We start from the raw sequence: 17100 nt of genomic DNA, 5'->3' as shown, positions 1-17100 counted from the left end.
GTAGCTGATCAGGTACTTGCGGTGGTCGCTAGGCTGTGCGCCGGGAGGCGAAGGGATTTCGGCTCAGGCGCGGGGTGCGGTTTTGCCACGCGTTAACGCGCGGGCGACCGCGCGTTGTCATGAGCCCTTTACGTTCGCCACAGACAGGGCAACAGGCGCGGAGGGCCGGGTTCATGACGACTGAGCACAGTGACGCTCTGTCGCGAGGTGACTACCGAACTCCAGGCGCGTGTGCAGTCGCACGTGGACGGACCAGCGGGAACTCCACATCGGACCCGGCCCCATCCCGGCCTGTGCCACCGCATTCACCCCACCGGCGACCGTCCCGGAATGCACAGTCCGTTCCGGACCGCCCGGCCGCCGGTACCGCTCGAAGTTGTCAGGTATTCACTGGTGCGTGGTCATGGTCAGACATGTTCATGCATCCAGCGCATTCGAAGATCCCCTCCAGATCGCGGCCGGCGCCTGAATCGGCCGCGATCGCCCGCTCGCGAAGACCGTAATTTCACCGCCGGAAAAAAGATCGGAACTCCCGACCCCGTCCCCCTGGAGTTCGTTGTGCAAACCCGTTCCGTCAGCCGCGTGCTGACCGCGTTTCTGTGCGCGCTCAGCCTGCTCGGCGTCACCGCTCTCTCGGCCTGCAGCGAGGCCCCGGCCGCGCAAGGGGGCAAGGTCACCATCGGCTACTCCGCCTGGCCGGGGTGGTTCCCCTGGAAGGTCGCCGAAGAGCAGAAGCTGTTCGCGAAGAACAACGTCGAGGTAGAGCTGAAGTACTTCGACAGCTACACCGACAGCCTCAACGCGCTGTCCACCGGCGCGATCGACGGCAACAGCCAGACCCTCAACGACACGCTCGTGTCCGTCAGCGGCGGCGCCAAGCAGACCATCGTGCTGGTCAACGACAACTCGACCGGCAACGACCGGATCATCGCCAGGGCGGGCATCAACAGCGTCGCCGACCTGAAGGGCAAGAAGGTCGCCGTCGAGCAGGGCACGGTCGACCACTACCTGCTGCTGCTGGCGCTGGCCGAGGCCAAGCTGACCGAGAAGGACATCAACCTGGTGCCGATGGCCACCGCCGACGCCGCCGCCGCGTTCAAGGGCGGTCAGGTCGACGCGGTCGGCGTGTTCGCCCCGAACACGACCATCGCGCTGGAACTGCCCGGCAGCAAGGCGATCGCCACCTCCGCGGAGTTCCCCGGTGCCATCCCCGACCACCTGGTGCTGAAGTCCGACCTGGTCAAGGATCGCCCCCAGGTGGCGCAGGCACTGGTGAACACCTGGTTCGACACGATCAAGTGGATCAAGGACAACCGCGACGGCGCGATCGACATCATGGCCAAGCAGGGCCAGGTGTCCAAAGAGGAGTACAAGTCCTACGACGCGGGCACCACGATCTTCACCCGCCAGCAGAACCTGGACGCGTTCACCCCAGGCACCACGCCGCAGCACCTGAACCACCAGGCGGCGTCCATTGTGGACTTCATGATGAGCACCGGGCTGGCCAAGACGAAGCCCTCGTTGGACGGCCTGTTCAACGACACGTTCGTCAAAGCGGTCCCTCAGTGAAACCCGTCGCCGTCGACCGGGCGGAGCTGAGCGGAGGTGCCATGGCCGAAAGTCAGGGCGACCGCAAGGACTGGCCGCCGCTGCCCTCGCGGCGGCGGCCCCGCCGGACCTCCCCGCTGCTGACCATCCGCACCCCGATCCCCGGCCGGGCGCGGTGGGTGCTGATGGTGCTGTCGTTCGCGATCCCGTTCACGGCCTGGCTGATCCTCAGCGAGGCCCGGATCGTCGAGCCGCGGTTCCTGCCCACCCCGGGCGCCGCGTTCTCCGCGCTGTGGGACATGGCGCGCTCGGGTCAGCTGTGGACCGACACCTGGGACACGGTAAGGCGGATTTTGCTGGGATTCGGCCTGGGTGTGCTGGTCTCGGTGCCGATCGGGTTCACGATGGGCTCGTTCCAGGCCGGCCGCGCGCTGCTGGAGCCGGTGCTGGGCCTGGTGCGCTACCTGCCCGCGCCCGCGTTCATCCCGCTGCTGCTGATCTGGCTGGGCATCGACGAGGCGCCGAAGATCGCCCTGCTGTTCTTCGGCACGGTGTTCTTCAACATGCTGATGGTCGCCGACGTCGTGCGCCAGGTGCCGATGCCGATGATCAACGTCTCGTACACGCTCGGCGCCCGCCGCGGTGAGGTGCTGCGCAAGGTCGTGCTGCCGCACTCGCTGCCGGGCATGATCGACACGATCCGGGTGAACATCGCGGCCGCGTGGAACTTCGTCGTGGTGGCCGAGCTGGTCAGCTCGACCACCGGCCTCGGCCGCCGGATCATGCAGGCACAACGGTTCCAGCACACCGACGAGATCTTCGCGATCCTGATCGTGATCGGTGTCCTCGGCGTGCTCATCGACGTTGCGCTGCGGCTGATCCGCACCCAGGTGGGGCGGTGGGTGGTATGACCTCTGCGCTCGAACTTCGTGGTGTGACAAGGCGGTTCCAGGTCCGCCGCAGGACCGTCCAGGCGCTCGACGGCATCGACCTGACCGTGCCGGAGGGCCAGTTCCTTTGTGTCGTGGGGGCGAGCGGCTCGGGCAAGTCGACGCTGCTGTCCCTGGTGGCCGGGCTGGACACGCCGACCGAGGGCACCGTCCTGGTCGACGGCCGGCCGGTCACCGGGCCGGGCCCGGATCGCGGCCTGGTGCCACAGGCCGGGACCCTGTACCCGTGGCGGACGGTCGAGCGCAACGTCGCCTTCGGACTGGAGCTGCTCGCGGTGAACTCGGCCGAACGCGCCCGCCGGGTGGACTGGTACCTCGCCGAGACCGGGCTCTCGGAGTTCCGCCGGTCGCTGCCCCGCCAGCTGTCCGGCGGCCAGCAGCAACGCGTCGCCATCGCGCGGGCACTTGCCTGTGAACCCGAGGTGCTGCTGCTGGACGAGCCGTTCGGCGCGCTGGACGTGCAGACCAAAGAGGACATGCAGGTGCTGATCCGGCAGATCTGGCTGGACACCGGCACCACGGTGCTGATGGTGACCCACGACGTGGAGGAAGCGGTGTTCCTGGGCCAACGGGTGGTCGTGCTGGCCTCCGACCCCGGCCGCATCGCCGAGGACATCACCGTGGACCTGCCCCGTCACCGGGACCTTTCGGTGAAACGCACGCCCGGGTTCCTGTCGCTGCGGGCCACCATCGAAGATCTGGTCCGGGCACAGCACCGCAACGGCGCGGTCGTCTCTTGACTCGGAGGAGGTGAACAGGCGTGAAGCACGGCAAGAACCCCGGCAGGCGGGTCGCCCCGGGCACTCCGCTGCTGGGCAGGCTCGGCATCCGCGCGAAGCTGAACCTGTTGCTGGGCCTGCCATTGGCCGCGGTGCTGCTGGTGGCGACGCCGTTCGTCATCACCCAGGCCAGCGCTGCCGCGTCCGCCGGGCAGACCGCGGACGCCGCGGGCAACGCCCGCGAGCTGGGCGGCCTGATCTGGGAGCTGCAGCGGGAGCGGCTGCTCACCGCCGGGTACCTGGCCTCGCCGCACGCGAGCAGCGACGCCATGCAGAAGCAGCAGCGCAAGGTCGACGACACCGCCGGCCAGGTGCGGGCGTCGCTCGGGCCGGGCATGTCCGACGAGCTGGCGTCCGCCCTGACCCGGCTGGGGTCGCTGCGGGAACTGCGGGAGAGCGCTGTCCGGCGCGGTATCTCGCCGGACTCCGTGGCCCGCACGTACCACGCGCTGGTCGACGCGATCATCGACGCGTTGCGGCTGGTCGCCGACCAGACCTCGGACGCTGAGGGCACCCGGCAGCTGACCGCGCTGGACGCGTTGCTGCACGCCAACGAGTACGGCGAGCTGCGCGGGATGGCGCTGATCGCGACCGCGGTCAACCCGGCCACCGGCCAGCTGCTGCTGGACGACTCGACCGGCCAGTCCCGGATGTTCACCGAGCGCTTCGTGCAGCAGGCCGACGTCGAGCACGCCGGCCTTGTCGTGCAGGTGAGTGAGGGCGACACCGGCCGTGGGGTCGACGCGCTCACCGGGCGCCTGCCCGACCCGCGCAACTCCGCTGCGGTGGAAGGGTTCGCGACCGACGCGCTGACCGCGGTCGGCGCGCAGTCCGGCCTGCGGCGCTCGGTCCAGGACCGGGTCACCAGCCAGATCACCGACGCCGCCGCCAGCCGTGCCGACAGCGCGAGCGCGCTGGCCTGGTTCATCGGTCTGGGCGCGGCCGGGCTGTTCATCCTGGTGGCGTTGCTGGCCGTGGTGGTCAGCCGGTCGATCGCCGGTCCGCTGCGCAAGCTGACCGACGCCGCCACGAACGTCGCCAACCTCGCCGAGACCGAGCTGGTCCGCGTGTCCGACACCGAGGAAGGCGTGCAGCAGGAACCCGTGCGGCTCGCGGCGATCGAGGTCAACTCCGCCGACGAGCTGGGCCAGCTCGCGGTGGCGTTCAACCGCGTGCAGTCCACCGCGGCCGGTCTGGTCGAACGGCAGGCGGTCACCCGGCGCAACGTGTCGCTGATGTTCGCGAACGTCGCCCAGCGCACGCAGAACCTCGTGGGCCGCCAGCTGGCCCTGGTGGACGAGCTGGAGCGCAACGAGCAGGACTCGCGCCTGCTGGCCAGCCTCTACCGGCTGGACCACCTGTCGACCCGCCTGCGCCGCAACGCGGACAACCTGCTCGTCGTCGCCGGTGCCCGGGAGGACAGCATCGGCAGCCCGACCCAGTTGTCCACCGCGCTGCGCTCCGCCCTCGCGGAGATCGAGGACTACCAACGGGTCCGCATCGACGACCTGCCGGAGATGCTGCTGGCGTCGTCGCTCGCGGGCGACCTGGTGCTGCTTTTCGCCGAGCTGCTGGAGAACGCGACCTCGTTCTCGCCGCCGGACACCTTCGTCGAGGTCGGCTCGGTGTTCGGGCCGGACGGGTCGTGCGTGATCAGCATCGTCGACCACGGCATCGGGATGAAGCCGCCGCGGCTGGCCGAGGAGAACCAGCGTCTGGTCGAGCGTGAACGTCTCGACGTGGCACCGACTTCGGTGCTGGGCCTGTTCGTGGTCGGCCGCCTCGCCAGGCGGCACATGCTGAACGTCATGCTGGTGCCGACCAACGGCGGCGGGATCACCGCGCGGGTAACGGTTCCCGCTCGGCTGTTCAACCGGCCGGCTCCGCCAGTGCCCGCCCCGTCGGAGTCCGCGGCCCCGGCTGTGCAGGCACCCGTGCCCGAGCAGCAGTCCGGCCGCCTGCCGGTGCCGGAGCTGCCGTCGGTGGCCATCCCGCCGGCCCGGCACACCGCCGGGTTCTCCTGGTTCCCGTCGGGCCAGACCGGCCCGCAGCCGGTGGTCACCGGCGCGGAACCGGTGATAGCGCGGCCGTTGGTGGCCAAGCAGGCCGCCGAACCGGTGAACAACGTGTCCACGCCACAGCCGCAGTCGGTCGGTCACCTGACCGGCCGGCTCACGCCGGGCGACGGCGAGAGCCGCGCCGGGCTCAAGCGGCGCGTGGCCGGCGCTCAGATGCCCGGCGCCGCCGTGGTGCCCAACGGCAGCAAGCCCGCGACCCCGGTGGCACCGGCTCCCCGCAAACCCCAGCACGACCCGGTCGCGGCTCGTGACGCGTTGGACGGGTTCCAGACCGCCTTCGCCCAAGCGGCCGCCACACCCGAGGTCACCCCGCCACCGCCACTGCCGCCCCCGCCCGCACCGAGCGTCGCGCAACCGGTCGGCGCGGCGGCACCGGCCCCGGTCGTGGCGGAGCGGGCAGGCCTGACCCGGCGGGTCCCGGGAGCCAACCTCGCGCCCGGTCTGCGCACGCGAGCCGTTCAAGAAGTGTCCCCTCGGGCTGCCAAGCCGTCGCCGCCCAAGCGGCTGCGCGATCCCGAGGCGGAGCGGGCGTCGTTCGACGCGTTCGCCAGCGGTCTGGCCCGCGCCGTTGACAGTGATCCAGATCTGAAAGAGAGCACCCGATGACCATGTCCGGAGTCAGCACCGAGGCCCAGAACTTCAACTGGCTCGTGAGCCGCTTCGCGCAGGGCACCGCTGGGGCGATCGCCGCCATCGCCGTGTCCGCCGACGGACTGCTGATCGCCATGTCACAGGACCTGGCCCGGCACAACGCCGACCGGCTCGCCGCGATCGCGTCGGCCATGCTGGGCCTGGCCAACGGGGTGTCCGACGCGCACCCGCTGGGCGAGCCCGACAAGATCATCATCGAGCTGGAGCGCGGTTACCTGCTGGTCTGCACCATCTCGATCGGGTGCTCGCTGGGCGTGCTGGCGTCCAAGCAGGCCAGCCTCGGCACGATCGCCTACGAGATGGCCATGTTCGCCAACCGGGCCAGCTCGGTGCTCACCCCCGCGCTGATCGAAGAGCTGAAGAACTCTGTTGGCCAGTAAGGGAGACGTGCGATGACCGGCCCCGCTGACGACCGAGATGTGACGCTGTTGCGGCCGTACCTGATGACCTCCGGCCGTTCGGCGCCGGTGGACCACACCATCGAGATCGAGGCGCAGGTGATCACCAGCGCCCGCGGCCTGGCCGAGCACCCGATGCTGAGCTTCGAGCGGCGCGACATCGTGTCGCTGTGCCGCACGACGATGTCGGTGGCCGAGATCGCGGCCATGCTCAAGATCCACATCGGTGTCGCCCGGGTGCTGGTCGCCGACCTCGCCCAGCTCGGGTACGTGGTGATCCGCCGGCCCGACACCCAAACCCCCCAGGACCTCGCCATGATCGAAAGGGTCATCCGTGGACTCGAAGCCATCCGCTGAGCCGCTTTCCGGCGGGCGCAAGCCCCCGACACCGGTCAAGATCGTGATAGCGGGCGGCTACGGGGTCGGCAAGACCACCGCCGTGGCGTCGATCTCCGAGATCCCGCCGCTGCGCACCGAGGCGGCGATCACCGCGGTCGGCGCCGAGGTCGACCGCCCCGGCCACACCCCCGGCAAGACCACGACGACCGTGGCCCTGGACTTCGGCTGCATCACCATCGACGAGGACGTCAAGCTGTACCTGTTCGGCACCCCCGGGCAGGACCGGTTCGGCTTCATGTGGCACGACCTCGTGGTGGGCGCACTGGGCGCACTGGTCATCGTGGACACCCGCAGGCTCGACGACTGCTACCCGGCGGTGGACTACTTCGAGAAGGCCGGCGTGCCGTTCGTGGTGGCGGTGAACAAGTTCGACGGCATGCTGAACCACGACCTGAACGACGTCCGGTGGGCGCTGGCGGTGTCCGACGAGGTCCCGTTGGTCACCTTCGACGCGCGGGTCAAGCTTTCCGTCCGCGATGCGCTGCTGGCCGTGCTGCGCAACACCTTCGACCGCGCCCGTTCCCGCGCCGGCGCATGAATTCCCCGCCCTGAACACTCCCCGGTAGTCCGGCGAGCAGGCCCGGATTGTGTTCGTGGGGCGGGAACAACCGTGACAGGTGTCAACTTCGAATAGCCTGATCGGGCGGACCTTGGGTCATGATTCACCCGAGGTCCGCCGTAACGGGTTTTTCTACGTCACCGTAGGGACATGACGAGTGCGTTCGCGGTGAGTTCGCCCAGCCCGGCGTCGATCGGCCTGAGCCTGGCGGCGCTGGGACGGGAGCACCGGACGGTGTTCGACGACCATATGGGCGCGTTGCTTGTGTTGCGGCACAAGGATGTGTCCGCGGGGTTGCGGGATCACGCGAGGTTCGGGACGCAGTTCTACGCCGCGAGCCCGTTGGTGGCGTCGATGATGATCGCGCACGACGGCACGGAGCACTCGCGGCAACGGCGGGTGCACAACAGGTTCTTCAGCCCGGGGGCCAGCAGGCGGTACGAGGAGCTGATCACGCCGATCGCCGAACGCACTTTCGAGGCGCTGCAAGGCAAGGACCACGCCGAGCTGATCGAGGAGGCGCTCGCCCGGTACCCCATGGAGGTGTTCCTCGCCCTCCTCGGCATCCCGAACGACCTGGGCGACCAGGGCCTGGCGTGGGTGCGGGCGATCGTCACGTGGCTCGGGTCGCCGATGGACCCGGAGCTGGCCGGGCCGGGTGAGCAGGCATTCCGGGAGCTCAGCGCCTACGCTGGCACGTTGATCGAGGCCGAGCGGAAGGCCCCGGGCGAGAATCTGCTGGGCGAGATCATCCGTGCCCACCTCGCCGAGAACGAGTTCTCCGTGGAGGCCTGCACGGTCGCGGTCGTGAGTCTCCTGCTCGGCGGCCTGGAGACCACCATCCAGATGCTCTCGGCGACCCTGTCGAGCCTCCTGCTCAACCCGGAAGCGCTGGCCAGAGTGGCGAAGGACCCCGGCCTGCGGGACGCGGCGCTCGACGAGGCGTTCCGCTGGGCCAACCCGTCCGCGGGTCTCTACCGCCTTGTCAAGGCGGACACCGAGATCGCGGGTGCGGAGGTCACCGCGGGCAGCATGGTCTACCTGTGCATCGCCGCCGCGCACTTCGACGAGGACGCCTACCCCGATCCGGGCACGTTCGACCTGGACCGGCGCGGCAGCGGCCACCTCGGCTTCGGCCTCGGCCCGCACTACTGCGTCGGCGCTCCCCTGGCCCGCATCGAGACCCGCGCCGCGCTCAAGGCGCTGTTCGACCGGTTCCCGGGCGTCCACCTCACCGAACCGCTCAGCTTCCGTTACGGCGCAAGGGGGTTCGTCCAGCACGGCACCGAGGCGCTGCCCGTCCGGCTCACATAGGCGGCTGGTCGGCGTCCTCCATCGACGTGCCCCGCACCAGGCCCAGCTGCACGAACTGGCGCGTGGACACCAGGTCGATCGCCCAGTCGGCGAGCACCCGCGCCCGGTTGCCGGGCAACGCGAGCAGGTGGTAGCCGCGGGTGATCGCCTTGGCCGGCAGGCCGCTGATCGGGATGTGCAGGGGATCCGCGACCGCGGACGGCCCGGCCAGGTCGACCAGGAAGCCCAGGTCGTGGTGCTTGTACTGGTGCATCATCCCGTGCCCGAGCGAGGCGGCCACGTTCACGCCGGCGACTTTCCCCTGCCGCTGCGCGTGTTGCGCCGTCATCGGGGTGATCTCGCCGGGCCGGGTCGCGTCCGGCACCGCGGCCACGTCCCCGGCGGCGAACACGTTCTGGTTGGCCGCGGTCCGCAGCTTCCGGTCGACCGCGATCCGCCCTTGCACGGCCTCCAGCTGCGTCGACTCGACCAACGGATCCGGCCGCACACCAACACACCAGGCCACCGTCCGGGTCGGGATCTCGGTGTCGTCGGTCAGTTTCACGCAGGTCGCGGTGACCTCCTTGACGCTCGTCTGCAGCCGCACGTCCACCCCGCGCCGCCGCAACACCCGCAAAGCCGGGCCGGACAGGCGTTTCGACAACCCCGGCAGCACACGCGGCGCCATGTCCACCAGCAGCCACCGGACATCCTTCTCCGACAACCCCTTGTACCGCCGCAACGCCTCCCGGGTGAGCAACTGTCCCTGCGCGGCGAGCTCGGTCCCGGTGTACCCGGCGCCGACCACCACGAAGGTCGTGCGGGCGGCGCGTTCGGCGGGATCGTCCGACTGCTCGGCCAGCTCCAGCTGCCGCAGGATGTGGTCACGCAGGAACACCGCCTCGGCGATGGACCGGAACCCCTTCGCGTACTCGGCCACGCCCGGGATGGACAGCAGCCGGGTCACGCTGCCGGAGGTGATCACCAGCCGGTCCCACTCCAGCACCGACTCGCGGCCCTCGATGTCCACCACCGTGCACTTCTGGTCGGCAACGTCCACATCGGACACCGAGCCGAGCACGAGCCGGGTGCGGGGCAGCTTGGTGCGCAGCGGCACGGCGATCCGGCGCGGGTCCAGGATCCCGGCCGTGACCTCGGGCAGCAGCGGTAGGTACAGCATGTAGTCGGTGGGGTTCACCGCGACCAGGTCGGCGTCGTCGGGCCCCAGCAAGCTCTCCAACGTCCGCAGGCAGTGGTAGCCCGCGAACCCAGTTCCCACCACGACAACCCTCGGTCGGTTCGCCATGACCTCACCCTAGGAGCCCGGCCGCCCCCGCGCAGCAGATGTGTACAGCGTAGACCTTGACGTGTACGTTGTACACATGAGTGAGACCGCGGACCGGCTGGCGGCCGCCGCCCTGGCGATCCTGGTGAACGAGGGCGCCCAGGCGGTGACCATGCGCCGGGTGGCGGCGGACGTGGGCCTGACCGCGATGGCCACATACCGCCATTTCCCGAACCGGGAGGCCCTGCTGCGCGCGGCCGTGGACATGGGCGTCGCCAAGGCCACCGAGAACTGGGCCAGCGCCGACGCGGACCTCGGCTTCGAGGACCGGTTCGCGCTGGCGCTGACCGAATTCCTGGACTTCGCCCTGCACCAGCCGAACCTGTACGCGTTCCTGGTCAGCGAGCGCTGGCCGGGCGCGCGGCGGTTCCCGGACGACTTCATCACCGGCGGCTCGCCCGCGTTCGCGCCGGTCTTCGCGGCCGTCCAGGACGCCATGAAGGACGGCAAGCTGCGCCAGGACGACCCGCTGGAGGTCACCCTGGCGCTGGCGATGCCGGTGACCGGCCTGGTCCAGCAGTACCTCGGCGGCCGGATCACCCTGCCAGAACCGGAGTTCCGGGCACTGTGCACCAGGACCGTTGGGAGGGTCCTCAATGGACTTCAAACGTAGCGCCGCGGCGGTCGCCGCCTCGGCGATCCTGTTCTACTTCGGCACCGGATACGCGCCGGTCGCCGCACTGACGTGGCTCGCGCCGCTGCCGATCTTGTTACTGGCCCGGACTTCGACCGCCTGGACGGCCACGGTCAGCGCGTTCCTGGCGTTCCTGCTCGGCACGGCGAACGCTTGGCCGCTGCAGCTGCGTTCGCACGACACTCCGCTGATCCCGGTCGGCCTGATGATCGACGTCGGCATGGCGTTGACGTTCACCGCGGCGGTCTGGGTCTTTCACCGGCTGCGCGACCGGCCGTTGCTCGCCGCGCTGGTGACACCGGCGACGTGGACGGCCTTGATCTACCTCGTATCCGTGGCCAACCCGATGGGCATGCAAGGCAACTTCGCCAACGAACAAGGCGATTTCGCACTGTTGCTGCGGACCGCGTCCGTGACCGGCATGTGGGGCATCGAGTTCTTGGTGTTGTTCGTGCCCGCGGCCATCGCCGTGCTGCGGCTCAGGATCGCGGCCGCCGCGCTGGGAGTTCTCGTGCTGGCGCTGGCCTTGGGCGCGATCCGGCCCAAAGACGGCCCGGTGCAACGGGTCGCGGCGATAGCGACGAACCAGCACGCCTGGGCGCCGAACATCGGCACCCAGGCCGGCCGGGACCTCCTGGACACCTACGTCAGCGCGATCGCTGGCCTGCCGGACGGCGTGACAACCGTTGTCCTGCCGGAACAATCCTTCAGCGGCAGCGAACCCAGGCCGGCCTTCGACCCGCTCGAACGGCTCGCCAAAGCGCGCGGTCTCACCATCGTGATGGGCTACGCGTACCTCGACGACCGCGAGAAGTACAACTACGCCCTGACATTCCCCGACCGCGGCAGCTACCTCAAGCACCACGACATGGTCTCCCCGCCCGGGCACGACCTTGTCTTCGCCGCGCAAGGCATCGGTGTCGAGATCTGCCTGGATGTCAACCACACCAGCCCGGCCCGCGACTACGCCAAAGCCGGCTCGCGCATCCTGGCCATCCCCGCCTCGGACGAGGGCGACAACGGCTGGCAGCACAGCCGGGTCGCCCTGTTGCGTGCAGCGGAACACGGTCAGGCGGTGGTCTGGTCCGACCGCACCGGTGAGGTGATGATCGCCGACGGCTGGGGCCGTGTGCGGGCGTCAGCGCACTCGGGCGGCGAAGGACCGGTCACGACGCTCGTGGCCGACGTGGCGAGCCCGGGATCGACCGCCTACACGGATATCGGCGACTGGTTCGCCTGGATCTGTGTGGCGGGCGCGATCGGGGCCAACGTGCGGACGAAAGTCCGTCAGGCGTAACGACAGCCGGGCTGCCCGTAGTTGTGTACGGCACGACCGCCGGAGAACTGGCGACAGGTACACGCGCCGGTGTAGTCCGCGTCGATACTGGGAACTGGTCGTCGGAGGCGAGTCTTGGTCGGTGCGCTACGGTTCCCATCACGACGTGACATCGCTGGCTCCCTCCATGCCGACGTCAACCGGCTGTAATTCGTTGGTTGCCCAACATATTGCCGGTCAAACCAGTATTTTCCCTGGTTAGGCCAATCGGGCGGCCCGCGCGGAGAGGTAGCGGCGCTCCGGAATGCTCAGCGTGGCCCGCGCGGCGGCCTCGTACTCGGCTCGCGCGGCGGCCTTTTTTCCTTGCAGGTCAAGCAGATGCGCCCGGACGGCGGGCACGCGGTGATGATCGTCCAGCGAGGCCGCGTCGAGCTGCGCGAGGGCGGCTGCCGCTCCGTGCACCTCGGCGACGGCGACGATCCGGTTGAGCTCGACCATCGGCCCGGGCGAGAGCCGGAGCAGAACGTCATACAGGGCAAGGATCTGCGGCCAGTCGGTGTCCGCCGCGGCAGGCGCCTCGGCGTGAACCGCGGCGATGGCGGCCTGAAGCTGGTACGGCCCAACGGAACCGCCCTCCAGCGTCGCCGTGATCAACGCCACACCTTCGGCGATCAGGTCCGCGTCCCAGCGTGACCGGTCCTGTTCGGCCAGCGGCACCAGCGATCCGTCGGCGAGCGTCCGGGCCGGCCGGCGGGCATCGGTCAGCAACATCAACGCCAGCAGCCCGGCCGCCTCCGGCGAGGAGCCCTTGACCTGACGCGCCAGCCGGATCGCCTCGCCGCTCAGCTCCACCCGGTGCAACGAGGAACCGGAGCTGGCGGTGTAGCCCTCGTTGAAGATCAGGTACAGCACGTGCAGCACCGGCGCGAGATCGCCGGGCATCTCGAACCTCAGGCCCTTGATGCGCGCCTTCGCCCGGCTGATTCGTTGCGCCACGGTGGTTTCCGGCACCATGAAGGCCCGCGCGATCTCCGCGGTGGTCAGGCCGCCGACCGCACGCAGGGTCAGCGCGATCTGCGAGGCCGCGGTCAGCGACGGATGACAGCAGAGCGCGAACAACGTCACAGTATCGTCCACAGTGGATACTTCGTCCACGACCGGCTCCAGCGCGAACGCCGTCTCCTCGCGCCGCTGCCGGGCGGTGTCGCTGCGCCACATCTCGATCCGCCGCCGCGAGGCCACCGTGATCAGCCAGGCCCGCGGGTCGTGCGGAACGCCCTCGGCCGGCCACTGCCGGGCCGCGGCGAGCAGGGCCTCCTGAACGGCGTCCTCGCAGGTGCCGAACCCGCCGTACCGGCGCACGAGCGCCCCCAGGACCTGCGGCGCCAGCTCCCGCAGCAGCGATGAAACGCTCACATCCCGTCCAGTACCGGACGCACCTCGACCAGCCCGAACGTGGACTCCGGGAGCTTGCCGGCGTGCTCGATGGCCCGGTCGATGTTCTCGCAGTCGACCACGTAGAACCCCGCCAGATGCTCCTTGACCTCGGCGAACGGCCCGTCGGTGACCACCGTGCCGGTGACCCTCTTGGTGAGTGACGTGTCGGCGAGCGCCTCGGACAGCACCAGCTCCCCCGAGGCGGCCAGGCCCTCGCGCACCGCGATGTGCCCCTTCCACCCCTCCAGCCGCTGCTCCTCGGTCATGTTCTCCCACATCTGCCTGGTCGTGGCGTTGCCGTAGACCAGGATCACGTACTTCACACCGGCCTCCCAAGATTTTTCCCGCCCACGTGCCGAGAACCGTAGCTCAGCGGCTACGTCCCGGACGAGCGGCGCGGCAGCGCCGGAAGTTCTAGGGTTCGAGTGACGAAGGGACGACCGATGTTCGAGAACACCAAGGCGTTCAGCGGCTTCTCCGTGGACGACATCGAGGCGGCGCGCAGGTTCTACGGCGAGACGCTGGGGCTGCGGGTGTCGGAGGCCAACGGGATGCTCACCCTGCACATCGCCGGGGACCGGGACACGCTGGTCTACCCCAAGAAGGACCACGTGCCCGCGACGTACACGATCCTCAACTTCCCGGTCGAGGACATCGACGCGACCGTGGACGGGCTCACCGAGCGTGGGGTGCGGTTCGAGAAGTACCCGAACGTGGACGCCAAGGGCATCTTCCGCGAGATGGGGCCCGCGATCGCGTGGTTCACCGACCCCGCTGGCAACATCCTGTCGGTGCTGCAGGTATGACAGCGCTACAGGTGTGAGCTGTGGTCGTGGGCGGCCTCGGCGGCCTCACGCTCGTCGTGGTCGTGCGGGTCGCTCACCACCAGCCCTGGTGACCACTGCTTGCCCTCGACCGGGCCGGAGGCCTGCTGCACGGTGTGGTGCAGCTCGTGCGCGAGGGTGGCCTGGCCCTCGGCCGAGCCGGGATCGTAGGCGCCGGCGCCGAAGAACACGTCCTGGCCGGTGGTGAAGGCCCGCGCGCCCAGCTGCGAGGCGAGGCTCGCGGCCTCGGCGTCCCGGTGCACGACGACGTCGCCGAACCCCTGGCCCATGCTGGACTCCATGCCGGCCCGCACGTCCGACGGCAGGGCGCTGCCCTTGCCGAGGCGGCTGCGGATCCGCGTGGCGAGGTCGTCCCCGCCCGGCGCGGTGTCCGTCTCGGACAGCATCCGCACCATCATCTGGTTGCCGCCCTGGAAGGCGGCGTTCTCCACGGTGTCCTCGTGCTGGGGCACCGGCGTCGGAGCGTTCTCGTGCTCATGCTCCGACTCGGGGGCGGGCTCGCGGTACCTCACGGGTCAAGTAAACGGGACCGCACCCGCTGATCACCATGTCGCGGCGGGATCGCCGCCCGAAAAGGCAGCAGGGGAGGCCGGGCGAGGCCTCCCCTGCTCATCCCACTGTCAGAACTAGTTGGTGATGGTCAGCGCCGTGTCGTCGACGACGAACGACGTCTGCAGCGAGGAGTCCTCGGTGCCGTTGAACTTGATCGAGACCGTCTGCCCGGCCAGCGAGGAGACGTCGAACGTCTTCTGCGAGTAGCCGGCGGCCTTGTTCAGGTTCGAGTACGTGGCCAGCGTCGTGCTGCCGGCGGTGACCGTCAGCTTGTCGTACTGGACCGTGGTCGTGGTCTCGGCGCTGTCGATGTGCAGCCAGAAGGTCAGCGTCGCGTGGCAGCCGGCCGGGATGGCCACCGACTGCGCGGCGGAGTCGGTGTGCGTGGTGCCGTAGCCGTTCAGCCACGCCTTCCAGCTACCGCTGTGCGCCGCCTGGCCGCTGGAGTTGTCCACCACACCCGCGGTGGTGGTCCACTGGCCGTTGTTGCCCGACTCGAAGCCCGGGTTGAGCAGCTTCTGGCCGGAGCAGTTGCCGCCGGTCGGCGAGACCGTCCAGCTGAACGACGCCGTGCCGGTCTTGGCCGGGTTGGAGCTGTCCGTCGCGGTCACGGTGACGTTCGACGTGCCCTGGGTGGTCGGGGTGCCGGAGATGACACCACCGGAGCTGATCGACAGGCCCGCGGGCAGGCCGGAAGCGGTCCAGGTGTACGGCGCGGTGCCACCGGTGGCCTGCAGCGTCAGGCTGACGGGGGTGCCGACGGTGCTGCTCTGGTTACCGGGGTTGGTGACGGTGACCTGGCCGCCGCTCGGGGTGCAGGTCGGGTCGCCGGACTGGGCCGGAACGCTCACGGCGTCCCACGCGGCCTTGACCGTGTTGAACTCGGCGCAGGAACCCGGGAACAGGTTCTTGGCCGCGGTCAGCGTCCAGGTCCGGTAGCGCAGGTAGGAGGCGCCGGTCGTCTTGATCAGCATGGCGTTGTAGAAGATCTTCAGCGCCTTCTCCACACCGATGCCGGTGATGGTGGTGTTGTTGCAGGTGGTGCTGGTCGGCTGGCCGTCGGTGGGGTTCGTGCCCTCGGCCAGCAGGTAGTACCAGTGGTTACCGGGACCGGCGGCCGCGTGGACCTCGGTGCTCGGGATGCTGGAGTCGTAGCAGTTCTTGTGGCCCAGCGCCGAGGGGTTGTACATGTTGCGGATCGGGCCGCTGCCGACCAGGTTGATCCGCTCGCCGATGAGGAAGTCCGGGCCGTCGAACTGGGCCGGCTCGTTGGCGAACCACTCGGTGGAGGTACCGAACACGTCGGCCACGAACTCCTGGGTGCCGGAGCCGGAGATGCCACCCGGGGTGTGGTCGTCGATGCCGTGACCGTGCTCGTGCGCGACGACGTCGAGCGAGCTGATCCACTGGTTCTGCTGGTTGTGACCGATCTGGACCTGCGAGCCGTCGTAGAAGGCGTTCAGGTCGTTGAGGCCGACACGGATCGGCCAGCCGCCGCCGTTGCCGTCGAAGCTGTTGCGGCCGAGCCACTGCGACAGCATCTTGTTCTCGGTCTGGATGGCGAACATGGCGTCCGCACAGCCGGTCTCACGGCTGGTGGCGTTGCCGTTGCCCCACGAGTCGTCGGGGCCGGTGAAGGTCGTGTTGTTGGCGGCGTCCTGGCACTTCTCGGTCGGGTGAGCCGGGTCGGTCAGCGAGAAGGTGCTGCCAGACTGGGTGGTGTCGATGTGGACCGGGTTCGGGCCGTTCCACGCCGAGTTCGCGTCACCGTTGAGGATCCGCTCCTGCGTGTGCAGCACCTGGCCGGTGGCCGCGTCGACGATCACGCTGAGCTTGCTCGGGCCGTCCGCGTCGCGGCCGGTGACCGTGCTCTCCCACGCCAGGCGAGGGGTGCCCAGCGCGTAGGTGATCAGCGTGGCCGAGCCGACACTGTCCACCTTGGACAGCTGACCCCTGGCGACGTCCTGCGCCTTCTGCGCGGTGATCGACGGGGTGGTGCTGGCCAGGTTGATCGTCGAGTCCTGGGCGACCGAGGTGGTGACCACCTGGCCCGCCGCGTTGGTGGCGACCACGAAGTCGCCGCCGTACACGGGCAGGCCCTTGTAGGTGCGGTCGTACGGGACGTAGGTGAGGTTGCCCGACTTGATCGCCGGACGCGCCTTGAACGAGTCGTCGGCGCTGGCGTGCAGGGCAGCGGGCTGGGTGGCGACCAGGGCGGCGGCCGCGTTCGCGGCCAGCGCCTCGGCGCTCTGGGCGGCGGCGCTGTTCGCCGGCGCGGCCTGGGCGGCACTCGTCATGGTTCCCACCACGAGCGCGCTCGCTGCCGCGATGACGACAGCAGGTCTCAACTTCATGG

Annotated in this window: 16 protein-coding genes; 11 read left to right on the top strand and 5 right to left on the bottom strand. The window is 69.6% G+C overall.

Annotated elements, in window-relative coordinates:
• Positions 1–558 precede the first annotated feature (558 nt).
• From AB0J95_RS41750 to AB0J95_RS41715, 8 genes are all read left to right on the top strand, one after another.
• Positions 559–1569 carry an ABC transporter substrate-binding protein gene (locus tag AB0J95_RS41750; RefSeq protein ID WP_364770791.1) on the top strand — a complete coding sequence of 337 codons (1011 nt, stop codon included), beginning with the start codon at positions 559–561 and terminating at the stop codon, positions 1567–1569.
• A gap of 41 nt (positions 1570–1610) precedes the next feature.
• A complete protein-coding gene (locus AB0J95_RS41745; RefSeq protein WP_364770789.1) occupies positions 1611–2459 on the top strand; it encodes an ABC transporter permease in 849 nt (282 codons plus the stop codon).
• Positions 2456–3238 carry an ABC transporter ATP-binding protein gene (locus AB0J95_RS41740; RefSeq protein WP_364770787.1) on the top strand — a complete coding sequence of 261 codons (783 nt, stop codon included), beginning with the start codon at positions 2456–2458 and terminating at the stop codon, positions 3236–3238. The genes AB0J95_RS41745 and AB0J95_RS41740 overlap by 4 nt, the downstream gene beginning before the upstream one ends.
• A 20-nt stretch (positions 3239–3258) precedes the next feature.
• Positions 3259–5961: a nitrate- and nitrite sensing domain-containing protein gene (locus AB0J95_RS41735; protein ID WP_364770785.1), complete on the top strand. Its 2703-nt coding sequence runs from the start codon at positions 3259–3261 to the stop codon at positions 5959–5961.
• Complete coding sequence (locus AB0J95_RS41730) at positions 5958–6386, top strand: roadblock/LC7 domain-containing protein (protein ID WP_364770783.1); 429 nt, start codon at positions 5958–5960, stop codon at positions 6384–6386. The genes AB0J95_RS41735 and AB0J95_RS41730 overlap by 4 nt, the downstream gene beginning before the upstream one ends.
• 12 nt (positions 6387–6398) lie before the next feature.
• Positions 6399–6761, top strand: coding sequence for a DUF742 domain-containing protein (locus AB0J95_RS41725; RefSeq protein ID WP_364770781.1), 363 nt, complete (start codon positions 6399–6401; stop codon positions 6759–6761).
• A complete protein-coding gene (locus AB0J95_RS41720) occupies positions 6739–7341 on the top strand; it encodes an ATP/GTP-binding protein (protein WP_364770779.1) in 603 nt (200 codons plus the stop codon). Before AB0J95_RS41725 ends, AB0J95_RS41720 begins: the two co-directional genes overlap by 23 nt.
• Positions 7342–7512: 171 nt before the next feature.
• The gene (locus AB0J95_RS41715) at positions 7513–8676 is read left to right on the top strand and encodes a cytochrome P450 (protein ID WP_364770777.1); all 1164 of its coding nucleotides are present in this window, start codon (positions 7513–7515) and stop codon (positions 8674–8676) included.
• On the opposite strand, the gene AB0J95_RS41710 is transcribed toward AB0J95_RS41715, so the two are convergent.
• Complete coding sequence (locus tag AB0J95_RS41710; protein WP_364770775.1) at positions 8669–9961, bottom strand: NAD(P)/FAD-dependent oxidoreductase; 1293 nt, start codon at positions 9959–9961, stop codon at positions 8669–8671. The genes AB0J95_RS41715 and AB0J95_RS41710 overlap by 8 nt on opposite strands.
• Before the next feature lie 76 nt (positions 9962–10037).
• Here AB0J95_RS41710 and AB0J95_RS41705 point away from each other — a divergent pair, with 76 nt between their 5' ends.
• Together AB0J95_RS41705 and AB0J95_RS41700 are read left to right on the top strand one after the other, a co-directional pair.
• On the top strand, positions 10038–10613 hold the full coding sequence (locus AB0J95_RS41705) for a TetR/AcrR family transcriptional regulator (protein ID WP_364770773.1): 576 nt from the start codon (positions 10038–10040) through the stop codon (positions 10611–10613).
• A complete protein-coding gene (locus tag AB0J95_RS41700; protein WP_364770771.1) occupies positions 10597–11931 on the top strand; it encodes a carbon-nitrogen hydrolase family protein in 1335 nt (444 codons plus the stop codon). The genes AB0J95_RS41705 and AB0J95_RS41700 overlap by 17 nt, the downstream gene beginning before the upstream one ends.
• 237 nt (positions 11932–12168) lie before the next feature.
• Here AB0J95_RS41700 and AB0J95_RS41695 read toward each other — a convergent pair whose 3' ends face one another.
• Both AB0J95_RS41695 and AB0J95_RS41690 read right to left on the bottom strand, forming a co-directional pair.
• On the bottom strand, positions 12169–13326 hold the full coding sequence (locus tag AB0J95_RS41695; protein WP_364770769.1) for a DUF6596 domain-containing protein: 1158 nt from the start codon (positions 13324–13326) through the stop codon (positions 12169–12171).
• The gene (locus tag AB0J95_RS41690; RefSeq protein WP_364770767.1) at positions 13323–13670 is read right to left on the bottom strand and encodes a YciI family protein; all 348 of its coding nucleotides are present in this window, start codon (positions 13668–13670) and stop codon (positions 13323–13325) included. The genes AB0J95_RS41695 and AB0J95_RS41690 overlap by 4 nt, the downstream gene beginning before the upstream one ends.
• A gap of 120 nt (positions 13671–13790) precedes the next feature.
• Here AB0J95_RS41690 and AB0J95_RS41685 point away from each other — a divergent pair, with 120 nt between their 5' ends.
• Positions 13791–14153 carry a VOC family protein gene (locus AB0J95_RS41685; protein WP_364770765.1) on the top strand — a complete coding sequence of 121 codons (363 nt, stop codon included), beginning with the start codon at positions 13791–13793 and terminating at the stop codon, positions 14151–14153.
• A gap of 5 nt (positions 14154–14158) precedes the next feature.
• Here AB0J95_RS41685 and AB0J95_RS41680 read toward each other — a convergent pair whose 3' ends face one another.
• Positions 14159–14704 (bottom strand): DUF4157 domain-containing protein, encoded by a 546-nt coding sequence (locus AB0J95_RS41680; protein WP_364770763.1) that lies wholly within the window; start codon positions 14702–14704, stop codon positions 14159–14161.
• Between the two features lie 114 nt (positions 14705–14818).
• Positions 14819–17098: a M4 family metallopeptidase gene (locus tag AB0J95_RS41675; RefSeq protein WP_364770761.1), complete on the bottom strand. Its 2280-nt coding sequence runs from the start codon at positions 17096–17098 to the stop codon at positions 14819–14821.
• Between the last annotated feature and the right edge of the window lie 2 nt (positions 17099–17100).

Source organism: Actinocrispum sp. NPDC049592, from assembly GCF_040675465.1.
GTDB lineage: Bacteria > Actinomycetota > Actinomycetes > Mycobacteriales > Pseudonocardiaceae > Kibdelosporangium.
The sequence above is the reverse complement of the archived record's forward strand: the minus strand, read 5'-3'. Positions and strand labels throughout refer to the sequence as shown.

What these genes read in the sequence shown, in the direction of transcription:
- AB0J95_RS41710 (WP_364770775.1), bottom strand. Translation starts at nt 9,961, where the DNA reads ATGGCGAACCGACCGAGGGTTGTCGTGGTGGGAACTGGGTTCGCGGGC.
- AB0J95_RS41715 (WP_364770777.1), top strand. Translation starts at nt 7,513, where the DNA reads ATGACGAGTGCGTTCGCGGTGAGTTCGCCCAGCCCGGCGTCGATCGGC.
- AB0J95_RS41745 (WP_364770789.1), top strand. Translation starts at nt 1,611, where the DNA reads ATGGCCGAAAGTCAGGGCGACCGCAAGGACTGGCCGCCGCTGCCCTCG.
- AB0J95_RS41675 (WP_364770761.1), bottom strand. Translation starts at nt 17,098, where the DNA reads ATGAAGTTGAGACCTGCTGTCGTCATCGCGGCAGCGAGCGCGCTCGTG.
- AB0J95_RS41700 (WP_364770771.1), top strand. Translation starts at nt 10,597, where the DNA reads ATGGACTTCAAACGTAGCGCCGCGGCGGTCGCCGCCTCGGCGATCCTG.
- AB0J95_RS41705 (WP_364770773.1), top strand. Translation starts at nt 10,038, where the DNA reads ATGAGTGAGACCGCGGACCGGCTGGCGGCCGCCGCCCTGGCGATCCTG.
- AB0J95_RS41740 (WP_364770787.1), top strand. Translation starts at nt 2,456, where the DNA reads ATGACCTCTGCGCTCGAACTTCGTGGTGTGACAAGGCGGTTCCAGGTC.
- AB0J95_RS41730 (WP_364770783.1), top strand. Translation starts at nt 5,958, where the DNA reads ATGACCATGTCCGGAGTCAGCACCGAGGCCCAGAACTTCAACTGGCTC.
- AB0J95_RS41685 (WP_364770765.1), top strand. Translation starts at nt 13,791, where the DNA reads ATGTTCGAGAACACCAAGGCGTTCAGCGGCTTCTCCGTGGACGACATC.
- AB0J95_RS41725 (WP_364770781.1), top strand. Translation starts at nt 6,399, where the DNA reads ATGACCGGCCCCGCTGACGACCGAGATGTGACGCTGTTGCGGCCGTAC.